This is a genomic window from Methylomonas fluvii (genome assembly GCF_014850975.1).
In the GTDB taxonomy this organism is placed as follows: domain Bacteria; phylum Pseudomonadota; class Gammaproteobacteria; order Methylococcales; family Methylomonadaceae; genus Methylomonas; species Methylomonas fluvii.
Genome location: NZ_JACXST010000003.1, coordinates 1,260,147 through 1,286,106, shown reverse-complemented (window position 1 = coordinate 1,286,106; position 25,960 = coordinate 1,260,147). Strand labels below are relative to the sequence as shown.

Sequence of the window (25,960 nt, the reverse complement as noted above, 5' to 3'; positions counted from 1 at the left end):
TTTGAGCGAAACTATCAACAAAAACATGGTAATGCGCTGTGTGGCCTATCAAAAAGGCCTGGGCATCGGCGACGTCACCATTGAAGACATCAGCGAAGTATTGCTGAAAGACGATACCTTTATTTGGTTGGGCCTACGCGAGGCGAATGCCGAGATATTGAGAAAAATTCAGCTGGAGTTTGGTTTGCACGAGTTGGCGATTGAAGACGCTTGCGCCGCGCACCAGCGGCCGAAGATCGAGGAATACGGCGATTCCTTGTTTATCGTGTTGCATACGGCAGAATTGATCGAGAAAAAAGTGGAATTCGGTGAGACGCACATTTTTATGGGGCCGCGTTTTGTGGTTACCGTGCGCCATGGCGCGTCGCAGAGTTTGAGCAAGGTGCGTGAGCGTTGTCAGGCCATGCCCCACCAACTCAGCAAGGGACCGGGCTTTGCCTTGTATTCGATTATGGATTTCATCGTCGATAATTACATGGTGGCGATAGCCGGCCTGCAAGACCGCTTCGATGTGCTGGAATCCGCGATATTTCAATACCGGCCCAGCCGGCAAACCATGGAAGACTTATACGAGCTAAAGCGCGAATTATTGCTGCTGGAGGGGGCGATTAATCCGGTGATAGACATTTGCAATGAGTTGATGCGCTTTCATGTTGGCCTGATACACAAGGATGTCAGAGTATATTTCCGCGACATCGCCGATCACATCAAACGCGTTGATCAGGCTATCCACGGCATGCGCGAGATGTTGCTGGCGGCGATGCAGGTGCATCTGACCTTCGAGACCGTGCGGCAAAACGAGGTGGTCAAACGCTTGGCCGGTTGGGGGGCTATTTTAGCGATACCGACCATGGTATTCAGCTGGTACGGCATGAACTTCCGGCATATGCCGGAGTTGGATTGGCCTTATAGTTACCCCTTGGTAGTGGGCAGTGTGGCGGTATGCAGCTTGGCTTTGTATTGGCGTTTGAAGCGGGCAGGGTGGTTGTGATCTGTAACTAAGCTGAGGGACGCCCGGCTGGGTTAATATTTATACGCTCAGCTTCGGATTAGTTCTCGCTCGCCTGCAATTGCTTCAGCGTTTCCGCGACGCGTTTGGCATCCAAGGCCGGGTCTACATCGTCATCGATACGGCGTATGGTTAAGTTGGGATCGACGATAAAGGTCCAGCGTTTGGCCATATTCAATAAGGGCATTTTTACGCCGTAGGCTTCGCTGACTTTGGCATCCGCGTCAGACAATAATGTGAAGGTCAGTTTGTGTTGCTGATGAAATGCCAGCAGATCCTGGACGTCATCCGTACTAATCCCGTAAACCTCGGCATTTTGTTTGCGGATCAGTTCGATGGCGTCGCGGAAAGCGCAAGCTTGCGCAGTGCATCCGGGCGTACCGGCTTTGGGATAAAAATATAATACCGTCCAACTTTTCCCGCGCCGAGCGGCTAAACTTACTGGGTCGCCAGCGTGCGCTGGCAGTTGAAATACCGGTGCCGATTGGCCAACTTGCAGGGGAGCCGAGTTTGCTGTCATCGAAAACGTTAGCAAGGCGAACAGCATGAAGACCAAGAGCCTGAATGTAAGAGTGGATTTTTGCATGCATGATCTCCCTTAAGCGGTTTACGATAGTGAAGTACCGAATGTTTTTGTGTTTATCTATAATCGCCAGTATGCCGCAAAAAGCCCCTTACACAATGGTGAATAGGTACTTGCAGTGATTCGTTTGGATAAGCCCGACATCCACTTTCAACAGATAAGCCCAATGGTTCGGGCGTCCTGACCGAAAACCTGAAAACTTTAGTGTTATGGTTCACCTAATATTTCACTTATATTACTCGTGGTTTTCGGCCGGTTGTTTTTTAAGTTTTTGGCAGGCTGGTGTCTATTTTGGAGTCGAATAACGGAATAAGCAAAATGACGCGACCGTATTACTTTTCCCGGTTTTCTCGAATTCTATGGCTGAATCTGGCCATGTTTGTGATTTTCGCCATCGCATTCGCAGTTTACGTGCGCGCCGAGAAGCAAATTGATCGCGCCAACGAAATCCGTTTAGCGTCACACTTACTGGCCGATGAGTTTCGGCAATCGTCCAACGATCTCTCCCATGTGGCGCGCAGTTATGTCGCGACCGGCGATCCGGTTTACAAACAATATTTTCAACAGATTATCGACATTCGCGACGGCAAATTACCCAGGCCGGAAAAGTATCACGACATGTATTGGGACTTGGTGATTGCGAATGCTCATCCTGCGACGCAACCAAGCGCTCAGTCGGTGGCATTGCTTGAGTTGATGCGGCAAGCCGGGTTTTCCGCGCCGGAATTGGCGAAAATGGCCGAAGCCACGGCCGATTCCGTTGTGCTCATCCAAATAAAGCGCACGGCGATGGACATGGTCGCTTCGAATCAGGGAATGCCCGACACCAAATGGCATCAAGCCAATCTGATGCTACACGATGCGACTTACCATCGAGCAAAAGCGAAAGTCATGCAGTCGATCATCGACGCCTTCGAATTGATGGATCTGCGCACGCAACAGAGTGTGATTGCCAGAGCGCGTATTGCCTTTTGGTTGCGGGTGGTGTTTGTGGTTTTCGGGGTTATGTTGGTATTGACGCTTTGGCGGGCATATCGGACTTTACACGCAATATTGGGTGCTTCGGTCGATGAATTGCACGATCAGATCGTTCGTTTGGGTAGCGGCGATTTTTCCGCCAATATTTCAGTCAGCAAAGGCATGCGCAACAGTGTGTTGGGCTGGCTGGCGGAAACCCAGGCCAGTTTGGCAAGCGTTGAAGCCGCGCGCCGCATCGCAGAGGCAAGAAATCTGCGATTGACGCAATTGTATGCCGCGCTAAGTCAATGTAACCAAGCCATCGTTCGCTGTACCAGCGAAGCCGAATTATTCCCGCAAATCTGCCGCGACGCGGTGATATTTGGCGGCATGAAAATGGCCTGGATCGGCATGCTTGACCAAAACAGCCAAACTATCAAACCGGTTGCCTGTTATGGCATTGGCATTGAGTACCTGGATGGCATTGAAATATCAATTGACGAGAACCTGCCGACCGGGCGCGGGCCAACCGGTACGGCAGTAAGAGAGGACAAGCCATATTGGTGTCAGGATTTTCAACATGACCCGGCCACCATAGCCTGGCATGCGCGTGGGGCAAAATTCGATTGGCAGGCTTCCGCTGCCTTACCCTTGCATCGAAATGGTAAGCCGGCTGGCGCGTTTATGCTGTACGGCGATGAAATAAATGTGTTCGACGATGCCGCGCGCAATCTGCTGTTGGAAATGGCTATGGACATCGATCATGCCATCGGTGGCTTCGAGCGGGAGGCCGAGCGCCAGCAAGCACAACAGATGGAAAGTTTACGGGTGTTTATGTTGGAGCGACTCAACGGTAACCTGCAGTTGACGGATATTTTGCACGATGCGGTTATCGAACTGGAAATTCTGCTGGCAGGTAGCCTTTGTTCGATTTTGCTCGTGGATGATGATGAACGTCTACGGATAGGCGCAGCGCCTAGTCTTCTGGATTTCTACAATCACGCGATCGATGGTCTAAAAATTGATGCCGGGGTGGGATCGTGCGGGAACACCGCGTACACCGGGCAAAGAACGATTGCGGAAAATCTTGCCAAGCATCCTTTTTGGCAGGCTTTTCTGCCGTTGGCAGAACGGGCGGGTTTGGCGGCATGCTGGTCGGAGCCGGTAATCTCCGCCGGTAAAAAAGTGCTAGGCACCTTTGCGATTTATCATCGTCACCCCGCGGTTCCCAGCAAACATGAATTGCGCTTGCTGGAAATGGTGGCGCATTTCGTCGCCCTGGCTATCGAACGTAAGCAGGCGGAGGAGCACATTTATTACTTGGCCAATTACGATTCGCTCACCGGCTTGCCGAATCGCAGTCAATTGGACGATCATTTGAAATATGCATTGAGTTTGGCCAAACGGAGTAACGGCCACTTAGCTCTGATGTTTCTTGATCTCGATCATTTCAAAAATATCAACGATACGTTGGGGCATAGCGTCGGCGACGCGCTATTGGTGGAGTTAGCCAATCGGCTTTGTGCCGTGTTGCGCGAAGAAGATACCGTGACCCGTTTGGGTGGCGACGAATTTATTTTCCTGTTACCGGGTACCGATGCCGGTGGGGCGGCGAATGTCGCGCAGAAGCTTCTAGATGCGATAGCCGAACCTTACCGGATTGAGGAATTCGATTTGACGATGAGCGCATCGATCGGCATAGCCTTGTATCCGGACGATGGCGAGGACTTGGAAAGCCTGTCCAAAAGTGCCGATGTGGCGATGTACCGAGTCAAAACCGATGGCCGGCACGGTTACCGCTTTTTTACTTCGGAAATGCAAGCCCGCGCCCAGCGCAATCTACAACTCGTCAATGCCTTATGCCATGCCTTGGACCGCCAACAATTGCATGTTTATTATCAACCGCAGGCGGATATTCATAGTGGGCGGGTGATTGGTGCGGAAGCCTTGTTGCGCTGGCGGCATCCCGAGTTTGGTGTGGTTTCACCGGCTGAATTCATTCCGGTGGCGGAAGATAGCGGGCTGATTCTGCCTATCGGTGAGTGGGTGTTGCAAACGGCGGTGCGGCAAGCGAAATCGTGCCTTGATCAGGGGCTGGGGCCTTTGATCATGGCGGTGAATCTATCGGCTGCTCAATTTAGCCATCCGGCCTTGCCGGAGATGGTGTCGCGTATTTTGGAAGAGGAGGGCTTGCCGCCCGAGTATTTAGAGCTGGAGTTGACCGAAGGGGTGTCGATGCAAAAACCCGAAGCTGCGATTGCGGTGATGAATAATCTGCATGAGCGTGGCGTACGGATGTCTATCGATGACTTTGGCACCGGTTATTCGTCGTTGAATTATCTGAAGAAATTTAAGGTATACAAATTAAAGATCGACCAATCTTTTGTCCGCGACATCAGTACCGATTCGGAAGACAAAGCCATCGTCATTGCGATGATCAGTTTGGCAGCCAGCCTGGGCTTGCGGACCATAGCTGAAGGTGTGGAAACGGTTGAACAGTGCGAGTTTCTGCGCGAACAGGGCTGTCAGGAGATTCAAGGCTATTTATTTGCTAAGCCGATGCCCAGCGACCAATTTGAGCTGTTTTTGCAGCAAAGCGTCATCGATTCCACTAAGGTGTTTTGACTAGAGCACAAATTGACGAAAGGGTGGACCGGGTCCATGCTTGTCTACTGAATTCGGAGGTGCAGGTGACTTGTGATGCCTTGCATCCTGATTTTTCGCCGACTTAACGGAGCCCGCCCTTGAACGACGTCAATCCCATTTTTAAAAATCTGCCCGATTCGCTGCCGATTTCGCCGTTGGCCATACTGATTACCATCACTGTGTTGGTCGGCGCGACGATGTCGTTTTACAGCATCCCCGCCGAGTCAGAGGGTATCGTGTTGCGCTTTGGCGAATACATCGAAAAAGTCCCATCCGGCTTGCACGCCAAACTGCCGTTCGGGGTGGACAGCATTGTTACCGTGCCAACTCAGCGTCAGCAGAAGCTGGAGTTTGGCTTTGCCACGGCAGGCTTCACCAACCCGGACCAAAGCGGGGATGAACCCGCGTTGGAAAAGTCGATGGTAACCGGCGATCTGAATTCGGCGCTGGTGGAGTGGATCGTGCAATACCGGATCACCGATCCGGAAAAATATCTATTTGATGTCCGTGACCCCGGTTTGACCTTGCGGGACATTTCCGAAGCGGTGATGCGGGAAGTGGTCGGCGATCGCACCGTTGATGAAATTATCACCATCGGCCGGCAGGAAATTGAGGAAACCGTACTGGCGCGAGCACGCCTGTTGGCGGAGCGCTATCAATTGGGGGTGTCGATTAACCAAGTACAGCTAAAAAACGTTAACCCACCCGAACCGGTACAACCCTCGTTTAATGAAGTGAATCGCGCTCAGCAAGACCGAGAGAATGTCATCAATCTGGCTAATGGCGAATATAACAAAGCAGTGCCGCGTGCGCGTGGTGAAGCCGATCAGAAAATTCGCGCCGCAGAAGGTTATCGATTTAAACGGATTAACGAAGCGGAAGGCGATGTCACCGCTTTCAATCAGGTGCTGGAACAATATTTGAAAGCCCCGGAAGTGACCCGCGCGCGGATTTATCTGGAAACCATGGGCGAGGTGTTACCGCAAGCCAGCCAGCAAATTATTGTCGATGACACCGTGCAGCAAATATTGCCGATGTTGCCGTTCCCCGGTCAGGCAGCGGGAGTAGTGAAATGAATTTATCGATAAGAAATTGGCTGTTAATCGTCATTTCGGTTTTTTTGCTGTGGCAATCGGTGTTTACTGTCGATCAAACCGAGCAAGTCATCATCACCCAATTCGGTAAACCGGTCGGCGAGCCGATTACCGATCCTGGTTTGCATTTCAAAATCCCGTTTACTCAGCAAATTAATAGCTTCGATAAGCGTTACCTGGCCTGGGATGGGCCGATGGTAGAGATGTCCACCAAGGACAAGACCTATGTGCAGGTCGATACCTTCGCGCGCTGGCGCATCACCCAGCCCATGCAATATTACTTGCGCTTACGTGACGAGCGCAGCGCGCAGTCGCGTTTGGAAGATATTCTGGGTAGCGAGACCCGCACTGCCATCGCCCGCCACGAATTGATCGAAGTGGTGCGTTCGGACAAAGATCGCAAGCCTTTGCAAGACGAAAGTTTGGGGCCGTTGACCGGCGAGGACACCATTGGTGTGCTGCGGCCAATTCGGGTGGGGCGGGCGGCAATCGAAAAAGACGTATTCGATGCGGCCGCACCTAAGTTGGCGGAGTTTGGTATCGAATTGCTGGATGTGCGCTTCAAGCGCATCAATTACAACCATCAGGTTTTGGAGCGCATTCATCAACGGATGATCAGCGAACGCTTGCAAATTGCCCAGCGTTTCCGCTCGGAAGGCGAGGGCGAGGCGGCCAGGATTAATGGTACTCGGGATCGGGATCTCAACGAAATCGAATCGACCGCTTACAAACGCGTGCAAGAAATTCAAGGCGAAGCGGATGCCAAGGCCACCGAAATTTACGCCAAGGCCTATGGGCAAAAGTCCGAGTCTGCTGAGTTTTACAAATTTTTGAAGAGCATGGAAACCTATCGCAAAGTGATAGACGGCGACGCCACCATAGTGTTGTCCACCAACAGCGATTTATTTGGCCTGTTGAAGCGGGTGGAGCAAAAGAATCGTTGATGCCCGCCAAAACAGCGCTGCTGTTTATATCGCCAATAAGCAAAAATTAAGCTGGTGACGGCAAACTTTATCGCAAGCAAATAATGATCTAACAGGAGGTTTGCGATGTTAAAAATAACAACAGTTATTGTGTTTGGTTTGTTGGTGTCGTCGGCTGCGTTGGCCGACCATGAGCAATGGGGGCATCACCATGGCCACCATCACGGGCATTATCGGCCAATATACCGAGAAGAAGTGATTTATTATCAACCCGCCCCGGTCGTTGAGTATGTGCCGGCTCCCCGGTATTACGCGCCACCACCGCCACCGGCTTATTACGGTTATGACCAGCGTTCGCCGCAAGGCTTGTTGGGTGGGATGGTCGGTAGTGCGATGGGCTATCAGTTAGGAAATGGCGACCCGATTGCCGCCGGCATTGGTGCGGCCGCCGGGGCTTTGCTCGGTAACGGTATGTACTGAGATTGCCTGATCGGAGCGCTCAATATTCCAGCAACTTGAAAAAACTTTTCGGCGCGCCGCAAATCGGACAATCCCAGTCGTCGGGGATGTCCTCCCAGCGGGTGCCGGGTGCGATGCCGCTATCTGGGTCTCCCTTGGCTTCGTCGTAAATGTGCTCGCATTCTTGGCAATGGTATTTTCTGTAATCGCTCATTGGATTTTCCCTCGGTGTTAAGCGGTGCAATCGCCGAGAAATCGTTCGAAAGCTGTCGCCATTATTGGCAATATGCTTAATAAGCGGTGGTCGGCATCCAAGATATGCAGGCGCGCGTGATGCTCTCGGCAGAAGCGCCAGGCGTTTTCCGGTGGTACCACATCATCTTGCCAGCCGTGAAAGACTTCAATGTTGGCGGTGCTAGTCTTAAATTCGGTACGAGCGTATCCCGGTAAATAGAACGCCGGCGCAATCAAAAACAAGCCCTTCGGCTTAATGATTTCCGCGGCGACAGTCGAAACATAAGCGCCCATGCTGGAACCCACCAACACTATCGTTTCATATCCCGATACATCGAGCGCCAATAGCTGTTGCACGCGCCAGTCCGGATCGTTGCTGGCTTGATAATCCGGGCTTATAAACGTAAATCCCTGGCCTTTGGCGACCTCCGCCAATGCCAAGGGCTTTTCGCCCCAGGGAATACTATCCTTACCGTGGTTGTATATGACCAGTTTGCTCATGATTTTTCTCGCTGTTCGAAAGCTCATTTTCTGAAAAATAAATTGACTAGTAACGTGATCAGCACGCTGACCACAATCATCGACGAAATCGGTATAAACACGAAGCTAGTTTTATTCTGAATCCGAATATCTCCCGGCAGTTTGCCGAACCAATTCACCAACCATGGGGCGTAATTCAGAACCAAGCCGAGTACCAGGATGGCCGAGCCGATAGTAATGAGTGCTTTGCCGGGTTCCATCTCTTTTCCTGTGTGTTACGGAATCACCACCACTTGCGCGAAACCGCCGCCCGGCGTGCGAAAGTTGGTGGTTTGACCTTGGTAGAGGCGGGCGCAGAGCAATTGGGTTTGGCCTTGATAGACATAGTGGCGTAAATCCAGTTTCAACTCGCCGGCGTCGAGATGGCGTTCGCTGGGTTTTACCAGCGTCTGCGCCACATAATCGTGTTGCAAAATATCCTCGAAAACGCGCCGGGTCAGTTTATCGCCCCGATACGCGGCTTTGCTGCCATAGCCTTTGGCGGGTTTGAAAAATAGCTGTTTACGTTCCGCCCAGAACCAATCGGCATTCTGCGCATCGACCAGCACCGTGTGGGCGATACCTTCTCGCAACAATGTTCGAGTATGCTCGTCGACGCCGATGGTGCGCAGAAAGTCGTCGTTGCCCAGCCAGACCAGATTCCTTTTGTCGGCATACAGTGCATGATTTCTGGGGTGCGGCGTCAGCACGGCCGCACCGGCCAAATAGGCTTCCCGTAAAGCCTGACATTCAAGCGATTCCAAGCCAAAGTCGGTCAAGCGGTTATAAACCAAGTCGATTTGCAGATCACCGTGCCACAGTGCGCCGTCGCGATAGTTCAAGGCCTCGGGATCGCAGATCACCGTTTCGATTTTCTGTTGTTCGAACAAATGTTTAAACAACAGAAACTCCGGCCACAGGTATTGATTTTCTGGGTCTTCATCGACAATGGCAATGCTGCGCAGCGGCGCTACTAAGCCACGCTCCGCACTCCACTCCCGGTAAAACATGTCAATAAATAAGGTTTCGGCTGGCTGAGTATCCTGACCAGACAACTTGATTGTGCCAGGCTGCTGGTTGCCGACGATTTCGCAACAGCTGTTTTGCGCGCTAATCAATAACGCATTAATCATTGCGCCGCCAGCATTGGAATTGATTTCGATCAGTTTTGGGCCGTCGGCGCTCAGATGAAAGTCGTAGCCTAGAAATACGCCATGAGCTTTAGTTAAAAATCGTGCCGCGTCCGGTGCGTATCGCAGTACCTGTTGTTGATACGCCGGCAAGGCAATCACGCGTTCCAGCGCGGCGATGATCGCCAATTGTTGGTCCAGGCAAGCTTGATCGATAAACACCGCAGACTCAGCAAACAAATTCGGCCGCTCCTTCGCTATCATCCGATACAAATCGCCGTTTCCGTCCAATCTATTCAGTTCGCGACGCAGCGCTGCGCGATTTAGCGACGAGCAGCGGCAATCGCTATTCAGCTGTTCGGCGTTAGGGGTTTGCTCGGGTTCTGGATGGGGATGCATGAAAACGATAGGCGTGGATGGGTGGTCGAACAGAATTTACGCCGTTATTCTAGCGCGATATGCTAGTCCGTTAATCGGTAAATTCTTATACAGATGCCTGTTAAATCGGCAAAAATCATTTACAAACAGGTGGTTGGGTTTATTTTGTTAGCTAGCCGACATGCTGATCGACATGTTCTGAACAGCTAGATTCAAACTTGTGAAACTTCAGCCTGCACGGTATTTTGCCAATAGCATGATCGCTTTAGCTGAAATTTCATAGGCCGCAGCAATGATCAGTGAGTTGCATGGCATTAAGCCCTTTTTGTCCGGCGGAACTAGAACTTGAGCGCGTATTTTGTCAATATGACACCCTTTGTCCGAATTTGAACTTGCAAAAACCATGACGCAGCAAGCCGTATCTCACACCAATCAAATAGCAAAGCGCAACTTTCCACCGTATCTGCTGACGGTACTGATGCTGTTGTATGTTTTTTCGCAATCCGCCAGTAGCCAAAGCCCAGAGCCTGCTGTTGGGCAAGCCATACAATCGTTACTTGCCAGTAAACAGCAGCCTTTATTGACGCAATCCGATTTTTCGCAGTATAGCGATGCGCTGAAACAGTTGTATCAGATGAATGCCAACCAACTGATTTGGTTGGGGGAAGGTCGTGTCGCGAAAAATCGCGAAGACGCTTTGAGCTTGCTAAGCAATGCCAAAGTCGATGGTTTAAATCCGGACGTTTACGAAGTCGAGCGTTTGCGCGGCTATATGCAACAAGCCGCTGCGCTGCCAAACACTGCCACAACGCAGTTGGTCTCTTACGACGTGGCTTTGTCGATAGCGCTGGTACATTACGCGCATGATCTGCATATTGGCCGGGTTGATCCGCGCGACTTCGATTATCCCGCACAGTTTGCCGCCAAATCGGCAAGCGAGGTCGCGGTATCGCTGAATCAACATATTCAACAACAGTCCCTTACCGAGCTGCCGGCGGCGCTGGCGCCAAAATTAAAGCAATATCAGCAGTTAAAGACTTTGTTGGCCGCTTATCGTCAGCAAAATACCGGGGCGCAGAAGCCAAAACTGCTTTTGGCGAAATCGCTGCGCCCAGGCGAGCAAGACGCGCAATTGCCCGAGTTACGCCGGCGTCTGTCGGAGTTGGGCGTACTGAAAGCGGAAGACGTTGTCGGTGCCGGCAATACGGAAACACTTTACGATGCGGCCGCGACGGAAGCAGTGCAACGCTTACAGCAGCAACAAGGCTTAAAAGCCGATGGGGTGATCGGTAAACAAACCCTGGCCTTATTGAACCAAACGCCGGCCGAAAAAATTGCGATGCTTGAATTAGCCATGGAGCGTTTGCGATGGATGCCGGATTTGCCGGAAGGACCGAGGATATTTGTGAATATTCCGGCGTTTCAGTTATGGGCTTTCAGTTCTCGCGACGATCAACAACCTTTGACCATGAAAGTCATCGTCGGCAAAGCCGAGCAAAACCAGACGCCGGTGCTCTGGGAAGAGATGAAATATCTGGAATTCATGCCTTATTGGAATATTCCGAAAAGCATTATGGACAAGGAAATGCTGCCGAAACTATTGAGTGATGAAGAGTTTCTGGCCAATCAGGATATTGAATTGGTGGGACGCTATGCCGACGACAATGAAGACGAAAACCAGGACAGCATCTTCGACGAAATCAAGAGCGGGCGGGTTCGCGCCAGGCAGCGACCCGGCAGCAACAACCCCTTGGGGCGGGTGAAATTTATTTTTCCGAACAAAGCCGATGTGTATTTGCACGATACGCCGGGCAAAGCCGCATTTAATCGCGATCGCCGCGATCTCAGTCACGGCTGCGTCAGAGTGGCGGAGGCTGAAAAGCTGGCGGAATTTGTTCTGGGCGACCAAGCCGAGTGGGACCAACAAACTATACAACAAGCCATGGCCGGGCCTAAAACCCAGCGGGTCACGCTTAAAAAATCGATACCTGTATTGTTTTTTTATACCACTGTCTTTGTGGGCATGGATGATAAACCGCGTTTTTACCCGGATATTTACGGTCAAGACCAATTGTTGCAAACCGCTTTGAGCAAAGCCGCTAATCCGGGCGCTAAACAACAATTGGTCAGTAAAGCGCTAAATGGTGCCGGCGGCGGTTAACGGGGTTCAGTTTTAGCGGTTTTGGATTATGCTGTTATCCGGAGTGTGGTTTTTTAGGAGACAGGGATATGACGCAAGCAAAAATAGTAAACCAGGCGGTTACCGAGAAAGTTAAGAAGTCGCCGACGCGCAAAGGCAAGAAAGTCAGAATGGCGCCGCCGACCAATGGCGAGATTTTGGTCAAGGGTGTGGTGATGGGTATCGTAATTTCCGGGTTGACGCACGCGAGCAAAAGCATCACCCGCGCGCTGATCCGCCATCCGCTTGCCTTATTCTCCGGTGGTTTGCTGGCCGGCTATCTGGCGCATAAACATCGCAAGGACATCATCGTACTGGGTAGTCGCACCGCAGTGGAAAGTCGAAATTTCGTGCTGAGACAACGCGAAAACCTCGGCGATTTAATTGCTGAAATCAAGGAAGAAAGCGGCAAGACTCTATAACCTCCGGTGTGTTTGGGTTTACCCGCATCTTGCCTCTCCCGCGAGTGTTCTGATTTCCGGACTGCCGCGTCCCTTTGGCTGCGGTGCATAAGCAGCACTACCGCAAAATTTTTTTTACGGTAGATTGCTGGCTATCGTATTAGCTCAACATCGTTGTCCGCCAGTATCATGAAAATTTACCACATCCACCGTCAGCAAAGCTTGGCGCTCAGTCAGCAGCAGGCTTGGGCTTTCTTCTCGTCTCCGCACTATTTAAATCAAATTACGCCGGAGTTTTTTCATATCGATATTACTTCGCCGGTGCCCGAGGATATTTACCCCGGCTTGTTGATCCGTTATCGGATGAAGGCGGTTTTGGGAGTACCCATGTCCTGGCTGTCGGAAGTCAGCCACTGCGATAAGCCCAATCGCTTTGTCTATCAACAAGCGGTCGGTCCATTTGGATTCTGGAGCCACGAAGTGTGCCTAAGACCTTGCGAGGAGGGCATCGTATTGGAAGACATCGTGTTTTATACGATGCCCTTCGGTTGGCTGGGGCAATTGCTGCATGGCTTTATCGGCGATAAGTTGCAGCGTATTTTTGATACGCGCCGTGATTATCTGCAAGCAAAGTGGGCTGTTGACAAGCCTTAGCGGATTCAATTTGGTATCGGTTTGGCAGTTGACTTTTTTTATCTGCAGGCATCTAATCAAGGCTTGCACATTCAACCTGAAGGAGACGAATATGGCTCAAGACAAAGGTTATTTGGATCAATCCGGCAATCAAGTGGTTGCCATCGTTAAAAACTTGGACCGCGATGTCGAACGCGGTGAAGATACCGTCATGTTGGGATATGGCTTGGTGTTGCTGGCGCCGGCTTTCGCCCCCTTGTTGCCGCCCAGTATTCTGTTGCCGCTGATGGCCATTGCCTTCGCGGTATCGGCGACTGCGGCGCGACTGCATTTTTACAAAATGGCTCGCAAGCTTTCGGTTTCCTTGGATGAACTGGAAAGTCGGGATAAGCAGACTTTTAAGCCGATAACCGACGTATTCGCCGAGCATCCCCAGCAAACCCTGGCTGTCGCTTTTAACCCGTTAAAAAATTTGAAACGCAGCGCGAAAAGCATAATCGGTGGCTTGATGATCAACCCGTTTTGGGGGCCGATTTTTTATATGTTGGGTGTGCAGTTTGTCGAGGATAAACAATTGGTCGTGCTGAATAAGGCCGTGATTGCAGTCGAAGATAAAGTCATGCCTATCGTACTGCGTGACGACTGGGCTGAATAAACGCAGGGTTTGCGAATGTTGGGCGGCGGATAAGCCGTTGAGGGAGGAATTAATCAGCTTGAGATTATGGGTTTTAGGTTATTGTTTTTGGCGCCAGCCATTGCCCAAAAGTACAGTTATGCACAGAAGTTGTGGATAAACTTGTGGTCAAATCGTGAGCAAATAAGCCAAACGCCCGTCCTATTTGGGACATCTTTAAATTGACTAAAAATTAGTCAGGCAATTTTTGACTATGCTTAGAGCATCATAAAAAGAGCCGTCGGCTTTGCCCGACGGCTCCCCGTTTTATTTCCTGAAAAGGTTATCCCATGCAAAAGCAAACCCTCACCATAGACGGCAATCAGGCTGCGGCCAGCATTGCTTATAAACTCAATGAAGTGATCGCAATTTACCCCATTACCCCGTCCTCGGCGATGGGCGAATGGGCCGACGAATGGGCATCCCGCGATCAACCCAATCTCTGGGGTACCGTACCTCGCGTAGTCGAACTGCAAAGCGAGGCCGGCGCGGCCGGCACGATTCATGGCGCGCTGCAAGCCGGTACGCTGGCTACCACCTTCACCGCCTCGCAAGGCTTATTGTTGATGCTGCCGAATATGTACAAAATCGCCGGCGAACTGAGCCCGACGGTGTTTCATATCGCCGCCCGTTCATTGGCTTGCCAGGGCTTGTCTATCTTTGGCGACCACAGCGATGTGATGTCGGCGCGGATGACCGGTTATGCGATGTTGTGCTCCAACTCGCCGCAAGAAGTGCAAGACTTAGCCTTGCTGGCGCATGCCGTGGCTTTGCAAAGCCGCATCCCGTTCATGCATTTTTTCGACGGTTTCCGCACTTCACATGAGGTTGCCAAAATTGTCGAGATCGACGACAGCATCATTCGAGCGATGATCGACGACAGCTGGGTTAGCGAGCATCGCGGCCGGGGCTTGACGCCCGATAAGCCGGTGCTGCGTGGTACCGCGCAAAACCCGGACGTGTATTTTCAGGGCCGCGAATCGGTTAATCCTTACTATGCCGCATTGCCGGAGATTGCTCAAAAAACCATGGACCGGCTAGCCGGTTTGACCGGTCGTCAATATCGCTTGTTCGAATACGTCGGTTCGCCGGAAGCGGAGCGGGTGATTATTATCATGGGCTCCGGCGCCGAAGCGGTGGAAGAAACCCTGGAGTATCTGAATCGCCAGGGCGAAGCGGTGGGCTTGTTGAAAGTGCGCTTGTTCCGGCCGTTTTCACCGCAGCATTTGATCGACGCTTTGCCGGCTAGTTGCCGAAAAATCGCGGTTTTGGATCGCACCAAGGAGCCTGGTGCCGACGGCGAGCCTTTATACAAAGATGTATTGGCTGCCGTGGCGCAAGCCTTCAGCGACGGCGAAAAATTTACCAGCCTACCCAGAGTGGTGGGTGGCCGCTACGGCTTGTCGTCCAAGGAGTTCACGCCGGGCATGATCAAGGCGGTTTACGACGAACTGAAAAACGCGAAACCGAAGAACCACTTCACGGTGGGCATTCATGACGATGTTAGCCACAGCAGTTTGGATTGGGACGCGACTTACCGCACCGATATCCACGATCAAACTTTCCAGGCCATGTTTTATGGCTTAGGCAGCGACGGCACCGTCGGCGCCAATAAAAACACCATCAAAATCATCGGCGAAGAAACCGATTTATTTGCCCAAGGTTATTTCGTTTACGACTCGAAAAAATCCGGTGCGATTACCGTTTCGCATCTGCGCTTTGGTCCAAAGCCGATACGCTCCACCTATTTGATCGGCGAGAATGACGCGCAATTCATCGGCTGCCATCAAACTGTGTTTCTGGAACGCTACGACATGCTGGCTAATGCTGCCGACAAAGCGGTGTTTTTGTTGAATAGTCCGGCGTCGGTCGATGAAGTTTGGAATACCTTGCCGCGCAAGATGCAGCAGCAAATGCTGGATAAGAAAATTAGGTTTTATCTGATAGACGGCCATGCGGTGGCGGAAAAGTCCGGGATGGGCAAGCGCATCAACACCATCATGCAGACCTGTTTTTTTGCCATTTCCGGGGTGTTACCGCAAGAACAAGCCATAGCCGCAATTAAACATGCCGTGCAAAAAACTTACGGCAAAAAAGGCCAACGTATCGTCGATTTAAACTTCAAAGCTATCGACGAAACGCTGGCCGGTCTGCGCCACGTGCCTTTACCGAAACAGGCCGACAGCGGTTTTGATATTGCCGCCTTGATTGCGGATAGCGCGCCCGAATTTATTCGTCGCGTCACTGGCGAAATCATCGCCGGCCGGGGCGATGCTTTGCCGGTCAGCGCGATGCCGGCCGATGGCACTTTCCCCACCGGCACGGCGGCTTACGAAAAACGTAATCTGGCGTTGGAGATTCCGGTTTGGGAAACCGATCTGTGTACTCAGTGCGGTAAATGCCCTATGGTATGCCCGCACGCGGCGATCCGCAGCAAAATCGTGCCCAATGAAGCCTTGAGCAATGCGCCCGAAACCTTCAAGCATGCGGCGATGCTGGGTAAGGATTTTCCTGCCGGCCTGTCGATTAGTTATCAGGTGGCGCCGGAAGATTGCACCGGCTGCGGACTTTGCGTGGATATTTGCCCGATTCGCGATAAATCCAACGCCAGCCGCAAGGCCTTGAACATGCGCCCGCAAGCGCCGTTGCGCGAGCCGGAAAGCCAAAACTGGGGTTATTTCCTGTCCTTGCCCGAATACGACCGTCGGCTATTGAAAACCAACACCATCAAGGGTTCTATGGTGCTGCAGCCCTTGTTCGAATTCTCCGGCGCTTGTGTTGGCTGCGGCGAAACCCCTTATGTAAAACTGGCTTCGCAGCTCTTCGGTGATCGCATGGTGATAGCCAATGCCACCGGCTGTTCGTCGATTTACGGCGGCAATTTGCCGACCACGCCTTGGACCAAAAATGCCGAGGGCAGGGGGCCAGCCTGGAATAATTCCTTATTCGAGGATAACGCCGAGTTCGGTTTGGGCATGCGAGTGGCTATAGATAAACAAGCCGAGCATGCGGCCGAGTTACTGGTGTCGCTACGAGAAACCTTGGGCGGCGAATTGGTTGAAGCAATTTTACAAGCCGACCAATCCGATGAAGCCGGTCTTTACGAACAGCGCCAACGCGTCGCTGAATTGAAACAGCATTTACCCTCGCTGAAGCAACCTGCCGCGCAGGCCCTGTTGCCGCTAGCGGATTATCTGTGCAAGAAAAGCGTTTGGATTATCGGCGGCGACGGTTGGGCTTATGACATTGGTTACGGCGGTCTGGATCATGTGCTGGCCAGCGGCCGTAACGTGAATATCCTGGTGCTGGACACCGAGGTGTATTCCAATACGGGCGGCCAAACTTCCAAGTCCACGCCGTTGGGTGCCGTAGCCAAGTTCTCGGCCGGCGGCAAAGCCACGGCCAAAAAGGATTTAGCCTTGTTAGCCATGGATTACGGCAACGTCTACGTCGCCCATGTGGCCTACGCCGGCAAGGACACGCAAACCCTGAATGCCTTCCTGGAAGCGGAAGCCCACGATGGGCCGTCCATCATCATTGCTTACGCGCCTTGTATCGCGCACGGTGTGGATTTGTCCAACAACCATAGACAGCAAAATCTGGCGGTGAAAAGCGGGCATTGGCCGTTGTTTAGATTCAATCCCGGCCGCATCCAGCAAGGCAAGAATCCGATGCAACTGGATTCCGCAGAGCCGTCCGTGCCGTTACGCGAATTCGTGATGAGCGAAACCCGCTTCAGCATGCTCTGGCAAAGTCATCCCGACCACGCCGAAGCCTTCTTGAAACAGGCGCAACAAGATGTGAAAAACCGCTATCGCTACTACCAACAACTGGCCGCGCTGGAATGGAGCGATGCTACCAGTGTCGCCGCTGCCAAAGCGGCACTAAAAGCCGATCTTGCCCAGGAGAGCCAACATGGTTGATTTAACGACAAATTATTTGGGCCTGAAATTGACGCATCCTTTGGTGCCTTCAGCATCGCCGCTGAGCAAGGACTTGGACAGTGCGCGTCGGCTGGAAGATGCCGGTGCGGCGGCCATAGTCATGTCGTCCTTGTTTGAAGAAAAAATCGAAGCTGAACAGCAACAGATGGAGCGGTTTTTTTTCGGGCAAGGCATCGGTTACGGCGAGGCCGATTCCTTTCATCCGGTGCCTGAGCAGATTTTGACTTACCAGGAACAGTATCTGGAACATCTGCAACGCCTGAAAAGCAGCTTGAAGATTCCGGTGATTGCCAGCCTGAACGGTATTTCCCAGGGCGGCTGGATCGAATACGGCCAAGCCTTGCAACAAGCCGGGGCCGACGCGCTGGAATTGAATATCTATCATCTGGCCGCCAATGCCGATGAAAGCAGCGAAACGGTGGAAAACCGCTATCTGGATATTTTGCAGGAATTAAAAAGCCGGGTGAGTGTGCCGCTGACCCTAAAACTCGGTCCGCAATTCAGTTCGCCGATTCATTTTGCCCAACGCCTGGAAGCGGCCGGTGCCGATGGTATTGCGATATTCAACCGGTTCTATCAGCCGGATATCGATCTGGAAACGCTGGAAGTGGTGCCGAAACTGCAATTGTCTACGCAAGCCGAAGCCTTGCTGCGTATCCGCTGGACCGCCTTGCTTTATGGTCGGGTGAAATTGTCCCTGGCGGTAACCGGAGGGTTTCACCAAAGCGCGGATGTGATCAAAGCCTTGCTGGCGGGCGCGGACGTGGTGCATCTGTGCAGTGTATTGTTGGCGCAAGGCGTGGGCAAACTCAGCGAGATTCGTGCGGAGCTGGAGCAATGGCTGATCGAACACGAATACGAGTCCATCAACCAACTGAAAGGCAGCGTCAGCCAACAACACGCCATTGATCCCAGTGCGTATGAGCGTGCCAATTACATCCATGTGTTGGACAGTTACACGCCCTCTGCCGGCGTGTTGAGATAACGAAATACCGTGCGGGATTTGGATGAACTATTTGCCGGCTTGGCTAAATCCAGATTCCGCAGCCAATTTCGTTTGAATGCCAAAGACCGGGATTATTTGCGCAGCAAGGGCCTGGAAACGGTATTAAGCCATGCCAGAGATTTTGTCGAAAAACGCTTAGCCGCCGCCGAGCCGCGCAATGACGGTAAACAAACCCCATTTCGCGGCCATCCGGTATTTGTGGCGCAACACGCCACCGCCTGCTGCTGTCGGGGATGCCTGGAAAAATGGCATAAAATTCCGCAGGGCAGAGCGTTATGCGCCGAAGAGCAAACTTATGTGTGTGCGGTGCTGGAACGGTGGTTAAGGATTGCCACTCCGCCGGACTAAGAGCGCAAATGTCATGGGCCAAGAAATTCGTGCCGCAATCTATCGAGATGCCGACTTTCAGCGTTTCCGCGAGCGCCTAGCCGCAGAAACCGAACTGCTCGGCAGGCTGATTAACAGCCGCGCCTGTTCGGGAGCCGAGCCGGTGGCCGGTTTTGAAATCGAAGCTTGGTTGCTGGACGACGACATTCGGCCGGCACCGATGAATCAGGACTATCTGCACTCTTTTGCCCACCCTATGGCCGGTCCGGAACTGGCCAAATTCAATATTGAACTGAACACGCCGCCGCTGGCGTTGACCGGCGACGTGTTCAGCCGCATGCATCAGGATTTACAAAGCACTTGGGAAGAAGCCGAACAGCACGCCCGGCAACTGGATTTGCATTTGTTGGCGATAGGCACCTTGCCAACCTTGCGGCAAAGCGATCTGCATTTGGGCAATATGTCGGACATGAATCGCTACCGGGCCTTGAATCAACAGATTTTGCGCTGCCGAGGTCGGCCGATTGTGCTGGATATATGCGGGCATGACCATCTGAAAATAGAGCATCACGATGTGATGCTGGAAGCCGCCACCACCTCGTTTCAGTTGCACATTCAGTGTCCGTTGAGTATTGCTCATCATGTGTATAACGCCGCTATCATCGCCTCGGCGGCGATGGTGGCGTTGGCTGCCAACGCGCCGTTTTTGTTTGGGAAAGACTTGTGGGCGGAAACCCGCATTCCGCTATTCGAGCAGGCCATTGCGACCGGCGGCTATGCCGGGGCCGCCGACGGGCCCTTGCACCGGGTCAGTTTCGGTTCCGATTTTGCCCGGCATTCGATCCTGGAATGCTTTGTCGAGAACCAGCAACATTTTCCGATCCTGTTGCCGGAGTTTTTCAACGATGTGCCGGAAGCGTTTCAGCACCTACGCTTACACAACGGCACGATCTGGCGCTGGAACCGGCCGCTGGTGGGTTTCGATGCCGACGGCACTCCGCATATCCGCATCGAACACCGCAGCCCCGCCGCTGGACCTACCGTGTTAGACATGATCGCGAACGCGGCGTTTTTTTACGGGTTGGTGAAAAACTTGGCTGACGAACGCCAAGCGGGCAGGGCGGATTTATCCTTTGCCCAGGCCAGGGACAATTTTTATCAGGCGGCGCGGCATGGCTTGGCTAGTCATATCGTTTGGTTTGGTGACCATAAACTACGGTTAGCCGCGCTGATAGAGCAGGAGCTATTGCCGCGTGCCGCCCAGGGATTGCAGGCTTTAGGCATCTGCACTGCTGATCGTGAGAATTATCTAGCTGTAATTCGCCAACGGCTTGCCAATCAACAGACCGGCAGCTATTGGCTGCGGCGGTTTATCAAGGAGAATCCGGGTGAATTTAAGGAGCTGACGCGGGCTTATTTGCAGAGGCAACGCAGTGGGGAAGCGGTTGCCGGATGGGGGATATGAATAAGCACAACATCATTGTTCCCATGCTCCGGCGTGGGAACAGGGTTTCGACGCTCCAGCGTCCTGGTGCGCACCGCTGGAGCGGTGCGGGCTGCATTCCCACGCCGGAGCGTGGGAATGATGAAAACACGATAAACAAATGATCTACGCCAGTCGATCAATCAAGTTCAGCCCGTGACAGCAAATCTCGAAGTACCTCTTCATTGTGAAAGGCCAATGACATCGCTTTTCCGAGACGTTCCAGCGCGGAACGCGATCCTTGCGTGGAAAACATTCCCGCCTCCGGATCGAAATCGAGCTCATCTTGTAAATCGGGCAGTTGTTCGAATAGTATGACTTGAGCAATTGAGTTCCAGTCGTAGCCGTTTCCGTTCCAGCCTTCGTCGGCCCGCTCGTCAAATATATGAGTTTTCTCAACCATATGCTGGTCGGAAAGTATTAGAGACCGGTATTCTCCCGAATCCAAAAGGATAAACGGCACATAGTTAATCTTGTCTGTCTTATCTTGTTCCACAATGACCTCTTTGTTTTTACTGATGAATGCCTAGGGAAAGGTCTCTGGTGTGATTGGCAATATCGAATTGCAGATCTATATCGTCGGATAATTTTATCGGTAATCAAACATGCGTGGGCTAGCTTCAAAAACTCGCCTCGCAATCTTTGGTGTATCCGCGCCCAACCGAACAAGATCTCGTGCAAGGTTTGGAAATGCCTTTAGATCGTACTGGAATTCTTTAACCTCATGCGTTTCCGGATGTGTTTCGAGCCGAATGAATGAATATACTCCGTTAACAGGGGGCGAATCAGAGAGTGCGCCGTGAACCAAATCATGGCGAGTTTGGGTAAGCGCCTCAAAATTGCCAAGAAGGTCTTCGATTTCATTGCGGAACGCTGCCAAAGAAGGTATCAGCGAAGTACACTCTTTTACGAAAGTGATTTTTTCACCAAGCTGCTTGGGCATTCGCTTTCTCTTAGGCAAGTTGTTACCGCCGTATTGTAGGAAAAGCGTGTTAACTAGCAATTTCAGCGATTGCTCGCAGTGCCCCCATTGGACAACAACGAAACCTATTTGGCTGTACAGGGCGTCCTCTTCATCTTCTCTGGGTATATTCATACTTGATTGTTGATCATCAGTTAAATTTGTCTGATTAAGTTGATATTGCACGAAGTTTCCGGCATGTTGGTGTCGCCGTACAAAAATTATGAAACTAGATTGAACCATTAAGCATGAAGCCGATTTTACCCGCCACCCAGCCTATAAGACAATTCAACAGCCTGCCCGGCGGCTTGCTGGATATTTCGGTAAATGCCCTACACACCCTAATCCCCGAACCAACCTTATTCCACCTCCCCAGCAAACGCCCCGAAACTCTGTTCGTCTCGGTGCTGCTGCATGGCAACGAATCCACCGGCTTTCTGGCCGTGCAAAAGCTGCTGCAAAAATATAAGTCTCAACCCTTGCCGCGTGGCTTGACGTTATTTTTCGGCAATACCCAGGCGGCGCGTTTTAACTTAAGACGGCTAGACGGCCAGCCGGATTTCAACCGCATCTGGCCCGGCACAGCGTTACCCGAGTCGCTGGAAACCCTTTGGGCGGCGCAGATTTGCGAAATCATGCGCCGGCGCGGTGTGTTTGCCAGTGTGGATGTGCATAACAATACTGGCCTGAATCCGCATTACGCCTGTATCAACAAATTGGATCAGGATTTTCTGCATCTGGGCGCACTGTTCGGCCGCTTGCTGGTGTATTTCACCCATCCCAAGGGCACGCAGTCCAGCGCGTTTGCGGAGTTTTGCCCGGCGGTGACTTTGGAATGCGGCCGGCCCGGCCAGCCGCACGGCACCGAACACGCCTTTCAGTTTTTGGACAGTTGTCTGCATTTACACGAATTTCCGGCGCAGCCGATTGCGAAGCAGGATGTGGATATTTATCACACCGTCGCGCAAGTTACCGTCGCCGACGAGGTCAGTTATAGCTTTAGCGACGCTACTGCCGATCTACGTCTTGATCCGGAACTGGAAAGTCTGAATTTCACGGAGATTCCGGCCGGTACCGTGTTGGGCACAACCGACTGTCCACGGATGCCTTTGATTGCCAAAGACAACCACGGTAAGCCGGTTACCGAGCAATTTCTGACTGTTATGGATGGCCAAGTGCAAATCACCCGGCCGACGATGCCGTCCATGTTAACCCTGGACGAACGGGTCATCCGCCAGGATTGTTTGTGTTATCTGATGGAGCGCTTGGCTGCGGAGACTGGCATTTGAGTTTGTGCTGCGGAGGGAATCGTTAAAGCCAAATTCCTGGACGCCGCCTTTGCGGGAATGTTAGATTCATTCGGCCGCAACGGCCTTCCAAAGGAGAAAAATGATGTTGAAGTCACTGGACGTGTTACTGGGTTTATCGGTGGTGATGTTGATCGTCAGCATGGCGGTGACCTTAATCAGTCAGGGCATTTTGAATTTACTGGCCAGCCGCGGCCGCAATCTGCGCACCGGCCTAGCCGACTTGCTGGAATTGCTGGATGCCCGATTTTCCCGAACAGAGGCCGAGGCCATCTCCGCCTTAATCCTGACGCAACGGACTATCGGCGGCCGCTGTCGCTGTCGATTACCGGTATGGCTGCAGTTTTTTCAGTTTGGTGAAGTGATCCATCGCGAAGAATTTATCAAGATTTTGTTGGATTTGGCGGCTGGCTACGATGTATCGATCAAAACCGACTTCGAACAGATCAAAGCCAGGCTAGCCAATAAAACCATCAATGTCGGCCAAGCCACGGAAGCCCTGGAAACCAAACTACTGGCATATCCCTTGTTTTTTAAGCGCCTGGGTATTGAAGCTTTGCTTGCCAAGATCAAAAAAGAAAAGGCCGAAACCAAAAAACAACAATTTCAGCAGTTGGAGAAAATCGTCGCCGGACAAATCGATCTGCTGGACAAGTTGAAATCCGTATTGCACGACAGTGGTATCGAAGATCCGGCCGCTACCTTAAAAAACGCGCGGATGCTGGCGCTGGAATTTGAAAAATCCAACCCGGAACTGGCGCACGACGTGCGCGAGGCAAATGCCTTGTTACAAGAAGCATCCAGCGATTTTCTGGCGAAAATTTGTTTGAATTTCGACCATTTGCTTGACCGTGTCACTGTCAGATTTACCGCCACTACCCGCGTAGTCAGCGTGATCAGCGCCGCCCTGGTAGCGATTGCGTTGCAGTTGGACACGGTGAATTTGATCAACCGCTTGTCCATGGACGAGCAAATGCGCGCGGCCTTCGTGGAATTGGCGCCCAAACTAACGGAAGATCCGCAAATAAAGGATGCGATTCAATCAGACGATGCAAAAGTTAGCGGAGAGCAGGATGCCGAAACCTCGGCAGACGAAACTGTTACAGTCAAAGAACGCATCGATCTGGCAAAGCAAAAGTATTATCTGAATTTTCTAGCGGAACAGGGTTTGATCAGTTTGCCTGTTGATCGGGAAAGTTGGTGCAAGCATTGGAAACTGGTGAGTATTCCCGGTTTGATCCTGTCGATTTTTCTACTCAGTCTGGGCGGGCCGTTTTGGTATAACGCCCTGAGTAAGCTGGTGCAATTGCGCTCCGGCCTTGCCCGCAAGGATGATGAGCAGAAAGCTATTCGCCAAACCACGCAGGCCTCGGGCAGTGATCCGCAAACCTCCGACACTTCGCCAACGCCTAATCCGTTACAGGGCGAACGTGGCGATATGAAGGCGCAGGGCTGAGGAGGCCGTATGGACAAGCAATGGATAGGCTGCGCGCCGGGTAATTTTCGGATCGGCCGCCCGGCAGGCTTCAAGCCGGAGATCATAGTTTTGCATACGATTGATAGCAGTCTGGAGAATGCTGCTATCTGCTACAACAAACCGGGCACGTTGCAGTCTGTGCATTACGCCATCGGCAACAATGGCGAGATTCATCAGTATGTTCAGGAGGCGGACACCGCCTTTCACGCCGGCTTGGTGGTCAATCCGGCCGCCGAATTTATCAAGCAGCGGCCCAACGCCAATCCCAATTTTTTCTCGATTGGTATTGCCCTGGAAGAATCTGTGCTCGGTTCGCCTACAGCGGCGCAATGGGCGGCATGCTCGAAATTGCTCCGTGAGATTGCCGACCGCTGGCATATCACCGTCGATGGGGATCATGTGTTGTCGCATAGCGCGATTCGCGCCTCGGTAAACTGTCCCGTTGCCGGTATCGATATTGCCAAGCTGATTGCAACAGCGGTGCCAGATCCGGCAGCCACTTTAGTGGCCGGCAAGCAAATCGGTTTGCTGAGTAAAGTAAATCTCCGCAGTCGCGCGTCTGTCGGCGCACCGGTAGTGCGCGTCTTGGATGCCGGCAGTAAAGTCGAGATCCTCAGCTTTACGGCAGGTGATGTGGTGTCCGGCAACGGCTATTGGTATCAGGATAAGGACAATTGTTTTTTCTGGGCGGGGGCCACAGATCGGCCGAATCCGCAGGTATTGCTAACGCCGAACGACGGCGAGGCGAGTACCGATACGATGCCGCTCCGTGATCAACCTGCCGTTACGGTCGCAAGTTTGAATATCAACCGCTCCCGATTCCGCTTGCCGGCTGGGCAGTTTTTTCCCGAGCGGCCAAAGAAAGATCTGATTGTTTTGCATTTCACTGCGGGTTCGTCGGCCAAGTCCGCCTTCGATACCTGGATCGGCGATACGCAGCATGTCGCGGCAGCCTATTTGGTGGATGCCGACGGCACGGTCTATGAAGTGTTTGACCCGACGCAATGGGCTTATCATCTGGGGGTGAAGGGGTTTAACGGACGGCTGGATCAACGCTCAATAGCGATAGAAATTGCCAATGTCGGGCCATTGCGACCAGCGCAGGATAATCCGGAAGTCTTGAATTGGTGGCCGCCGCGTCGGGGCCAAACCCAGTTATTCGGTACACAATACTGTGACAAAATCCAAACCGACAAATATAGGCAAACCAGCTATCGGGGCGAGCAGTATTTTGCTACTTTTCCTGCACAGGAGGTGCAGGCGATTCGCTTATTACTGAACGATTTATGTGAGCGATTTTCCATACCGAAAACCTTGGCCCCCAAAGCCAAGCAATTTGAGCGCGATCTGGATTTTTTCCAGAGCTATTCCGGCATCGCCAGTCATGTGAATTTTCGCAACGATAAATGGGATATAGGCCCGGCCTTCGATTGGGCGGCGTTGGCTATTGCCAATGCGCGCGACGCCTGATTCGAGTTTGGCTACGCCAATGCCTGGTTGGTGATTAGGTATTTGTGGCTCCTTATCACAAGCTTATTGTCACAACCGATGCTGCCGTCACAGTTCTGCCCCGCTGCCGCCATGAATGTTCTCCGCGGCTGTTAAGATGATTTAAGTAAGCGGTCGGGCAATTTTGG

Annotated in this window: 23 protein-coding genes; 16 read left to right on the top strand and 7 right to left on the bottom strand. The window is 52.3% G+C overall.

Annotated elements, in window-relative coordinates; translation table 11 throughout:
• Positions 1-25 precede the first annotated feature (25 nt).
• Positions 26-991 (top strand): magnesium/cobalt transporter CorA, encoded by a 966-nt coding sequence (gene corA, locus EBB_RS23495; RefSeq protein ID WP_192396451.1) that lies wholly within the window; start codon positions 26-28, stop codon positions 989-991.
• Positions 992-1,049: 58 nt separating this feature from the next.
• On the opposite strand, the gene EBB_RS23490 is transcribed toward corA, so the two are convergent.
• A complete protein-coding gene (locus tag EBB_RS23490; RefSeq protein WP_192396073.1) occupies positions 1,050-1,595 on the bottom strand; it encodes a peroxiredoxin in 546 nt (181 codons plus the stop codon).
• Positions 1,596-1,910: 315 nt separating this feature from the next.
• On the opposite strand from EBB_RS23490, the gene EBB_RS23485 reads away from it, so the two are divergent.
• The 4 genes from EBB_RS23485 (at position 1,911) to EBB_RS23470 (ending at position 7,692) form a co-directional block, all read left to right on the top strand.
• Positions 1,911-5,174, top strand: coding sequence for a bifunctional diguanylate cyclase/phosphodiesterase (locus EBB_RS23485; protein WP_192396072.1), 3,264 nt, complete (start codon positions 1,911-1,913; stop codon positions 5,172-5,174).
• Between the two features lie 119 nt (positions 5,175-5,293).
• Positions 5,294-6,271: an FtsH protease activity modulator HflK gene (gene hflK, locus EBB_RS23480; protein ID WP_192396071.1), complete on the top strand. Its 978-nt coding sequence runs from the start codon at positions 5,294-5,296 to the stop codon at positions 6,269-6,271.
• Positions 6,268-7,233, top strand: coding sequence for a protease modulator HflC (gene hflC / locus EBB_RS23475; RefSeq protein ID WP_192396070.1), 966 nt, complete (start codon positions 6,268-6,270; stop codon positions 7,231-7,233). Before hflK ends, hflC begins: the two co-directional genes overlap by 4 nt.
• Before the next feature lie 105 nt (positions 7,234-7,338).
• Positions 7,339-7,692, top strand: coding sequence for a hypothetical protein (locus EBB_RS23470; protein ID WP_192396069.1), 354 nt, complete (start codon positions 7,339-7,341; stop codon positions 7,690-7,692).
• A 19-nt stretch (positions 7,693-7,711) separates the two neighbouring features.
• Here EBB_RS23470 and EBB_RS23465 read toward each other — a convergent pair whose 3' ends face one another.
• Genes EBB_RS23465 through EBB_RS23450 form a run of 4 tightly spaced genes read right to left on the bottom strand, consistent with a single transcriptional unit; the run spans position 7,712 to position 9,953 of the window.
• Positions 7,712-7,885 carry a rubredoxin gene (locus EBB_RS23465; RefSeq protein WP_192396068.1) on the bottom strand — a complete coding sequence of 58 codons (174 nt, stop codon included), beginning with the start codon at positions 7,883-7,885 and terminating at the stop codon, positions 7,712-7,714.
• A gap of 17 nt (positions 7,886-7,902) precedes the next feature.
• A complete protein-coding gene (locus EBB_RS23460) occupies positions 7,903-8,406 on the bottom strand; it encodes a YqiA/YcfP family alpha/beta fold hydrolase (protein WP_192396067.1) in 504 nt (167 codons plus the stop codon).
• Between the two features lie 23 nt (positions 8,407-8,429).
• Positions 8,430-8,645, bottom strand: a complete 216-nt coding sequence (locus EBB_RS23455; RefSeq protein WP_192396066.1) for a DUF2905 domain-containing protein — start codon at positions 8,643-8,645, stop codon at positions 8,430-8,432.
• Between the two features lie 15 nt (positions 8,646-8,660).
• The gene (locus EBB_RS23450; RefSeq protein ID WP_192396065.1) at positions 8,661-9,953 is read right to left on the bottom strand and encodes a hypothetical protein; all 1,293 of its coding nucleotides are present in this window, start codon (positions 9,951-9,953) and stop codon (positions 8,661-8,663) included.
• A 382-nt stretch (positions 9,954-10,335) separates the two neighbouring features.
• Here EBB_RS23450 and EBB_RS23445 point away from each other — a divergent pair, with 382 nt between their 5' ends.
• From EBB_RS23445 to EBB_RS23410, 8 genes are all read left to right on the top strand, one after another.
• Positions 10,336-12,093, top strand: coding sequence for a L,D-transpeptidase family protein (locus EBB_RS23445; RefSeq protein ID WP_192396064.1), 1,758 nt, complete (start codon positions 10,336-10,338; stop codon positions 12,091-12,093).
• Positions 12,094-12,161: 68 nt separating this feature from the next.
• Entirely contained in the window at positions 12,162-12,533 is a 372-nt protein-coding gene (locus EBB_RS23440; RefSeq protein ID WP_192396063.1) for a hypothetical protein, read from the top strand.
• Positions 12,534-12,701: 168 nt separating this feature from the next.
• The gene (locus tag EBB_RS23435) at positions 12,702-13,166 is read left to right on the top strand and encodes an SRPBCC family protein (RefSeq protein WP_192396062.1); all 465 of its coding nucleotides are present in this window, start codon (positions 12,702-12,704) and stop codon (positions 13,164-13,166) included.
• 91 nt (positions 13,167-13,257) lie between these two features.
• Positions 13,258-13,800: a hypothetical protein gene (locus tag EBB_RS23430; protein ID WP_192396061.1), complete on the top strand. Its 543-nt coding sequence runs from the start codon at positions 13,258-13,260 to the stop codon at positions 13,798-13,800.
• Positions 13,801-14,108: 308 nt separating this feature from the next.
• Positions 14,109-17,741, top strand: a complete 3,633-nt coding sequence (gene nifJ, locus EBB_RS23425; protein WP_192396060.1) for a pyruvate:ferredoxin (flavodoxin) oxidoreductase — start codon at positions 14,109-14,111, stop codon at positions 17,739-17,741.
• A complete protein-coding gene (locus EBB_RS23420) occupies positions 17,734-18,747 on the top strand; it encodes a dihydroorotate dehydrogenase-like protein (protein WP_192396059.1) in 1,014 nt (337 codons plus the stop codon). The genes nifJ and EBB_RS23420 overlap by 8 nt, the downstream gene beginning before the upstream one ends.
• 9 nt (positions 18,748-18,756) lie before the next feature.
• Complete coding sequence (locus tag EBB_RS23415) at positions 18,757-19,116, top strand: DUF4186 domain-containing protein (RefSeq protein ID WP_192396058.1); 360 nt, start codon at positions 18,757-18,759, stop codon at positions 19,114-19,116.
• Positions 19,117-19,129: 13 nt separating this feature from the next.
• Complete coding sequence (locus tag EBB_RS23410; RefSeq protein WP_192396057.1) at positions 19,130-20,560, top strand: glutamate-cysteine ligase family protein; 1,431 nt, start codon at positions 19,130-19,132, stop codon at positions 20,558-20,560.
• Between the two features lie 157 nt (positions 20,561-20,717).
• Here EBB_RS23410 and EBB_RS23405 read toward each other — a convergent pair whose 3' ends face one another.
• Together EBB_RS23405 and EBB_RS23400 are read right to left on the bottom strand one after the other, a co-directional pair.
• Complete coding sequence (locus tag EBB_RS23405) at positions 20,718-21,074, bottom strand: Imm51 family immunity protein (RefSeq protein ID WP_223146909.1); 357 nt, start codon at positions 21,072-21,074, stop codon at positions 20,718-20,720.
• A gap of 93 nt (positions 21,075-21,167) precedes the next feature.
• Positions 21,168-21,725, bottom strand: coding sequence for a hypothetical protein (locus EBB_RS23400; protein ID WP_192396056.1), 558 nt, complete (start codon positions 21,723-21,725; stop codon positions 21,168-21,170).
• Between the two features lie 62 nt (positions 21,726-21,787).
• On the opposite strand from EBB_RS23400, the gene EBB_RS23395 reads away from it, so the two are divergent.
• From EBB_RS23395 to EBB_RS23385, 3 genes are all read left to right on the top strand, one after another.
• On the top strand, positions 21,788-22,828 hold the full coding sequence (locus EBB_RS23395) for a M14 family metallopeptidase (protein ID WP_192396055.1): 1,041 nt from the start codon (positions 21,788-21,790) through the stop codon (positions 22,826-22,828).
• A gap of 103 nt (positions 22,829-22,931) precedes the next feature.
• The gene (locus EBB_RS23390; RefSeq protein ID WP_192396054.1) at positions 22,932-24,302 is read left to right on the top strand and encodes a hypothetical protein; all 1,371 of its coding nucleotides are present in this window, start codon (positions 22,932-22,934) and stop codon (positions 24,300-24,302) included.
• A 9-nt stretch (positions 24,303-24,311) separates the two neighbouring features.
• Positions 24,312-25,793, top strand: a complete 1,482-nt coding sequence (locus EBB_RS23385; protein WP_192396053.1) for an N-acetylmuramoyl-L-alanine amidase — start codon at positions 24,312-24,314, stop codon at positions 25,791-25,793.
• Positions 25,794-25,960 lie beyond the last annotated feature (167 nt).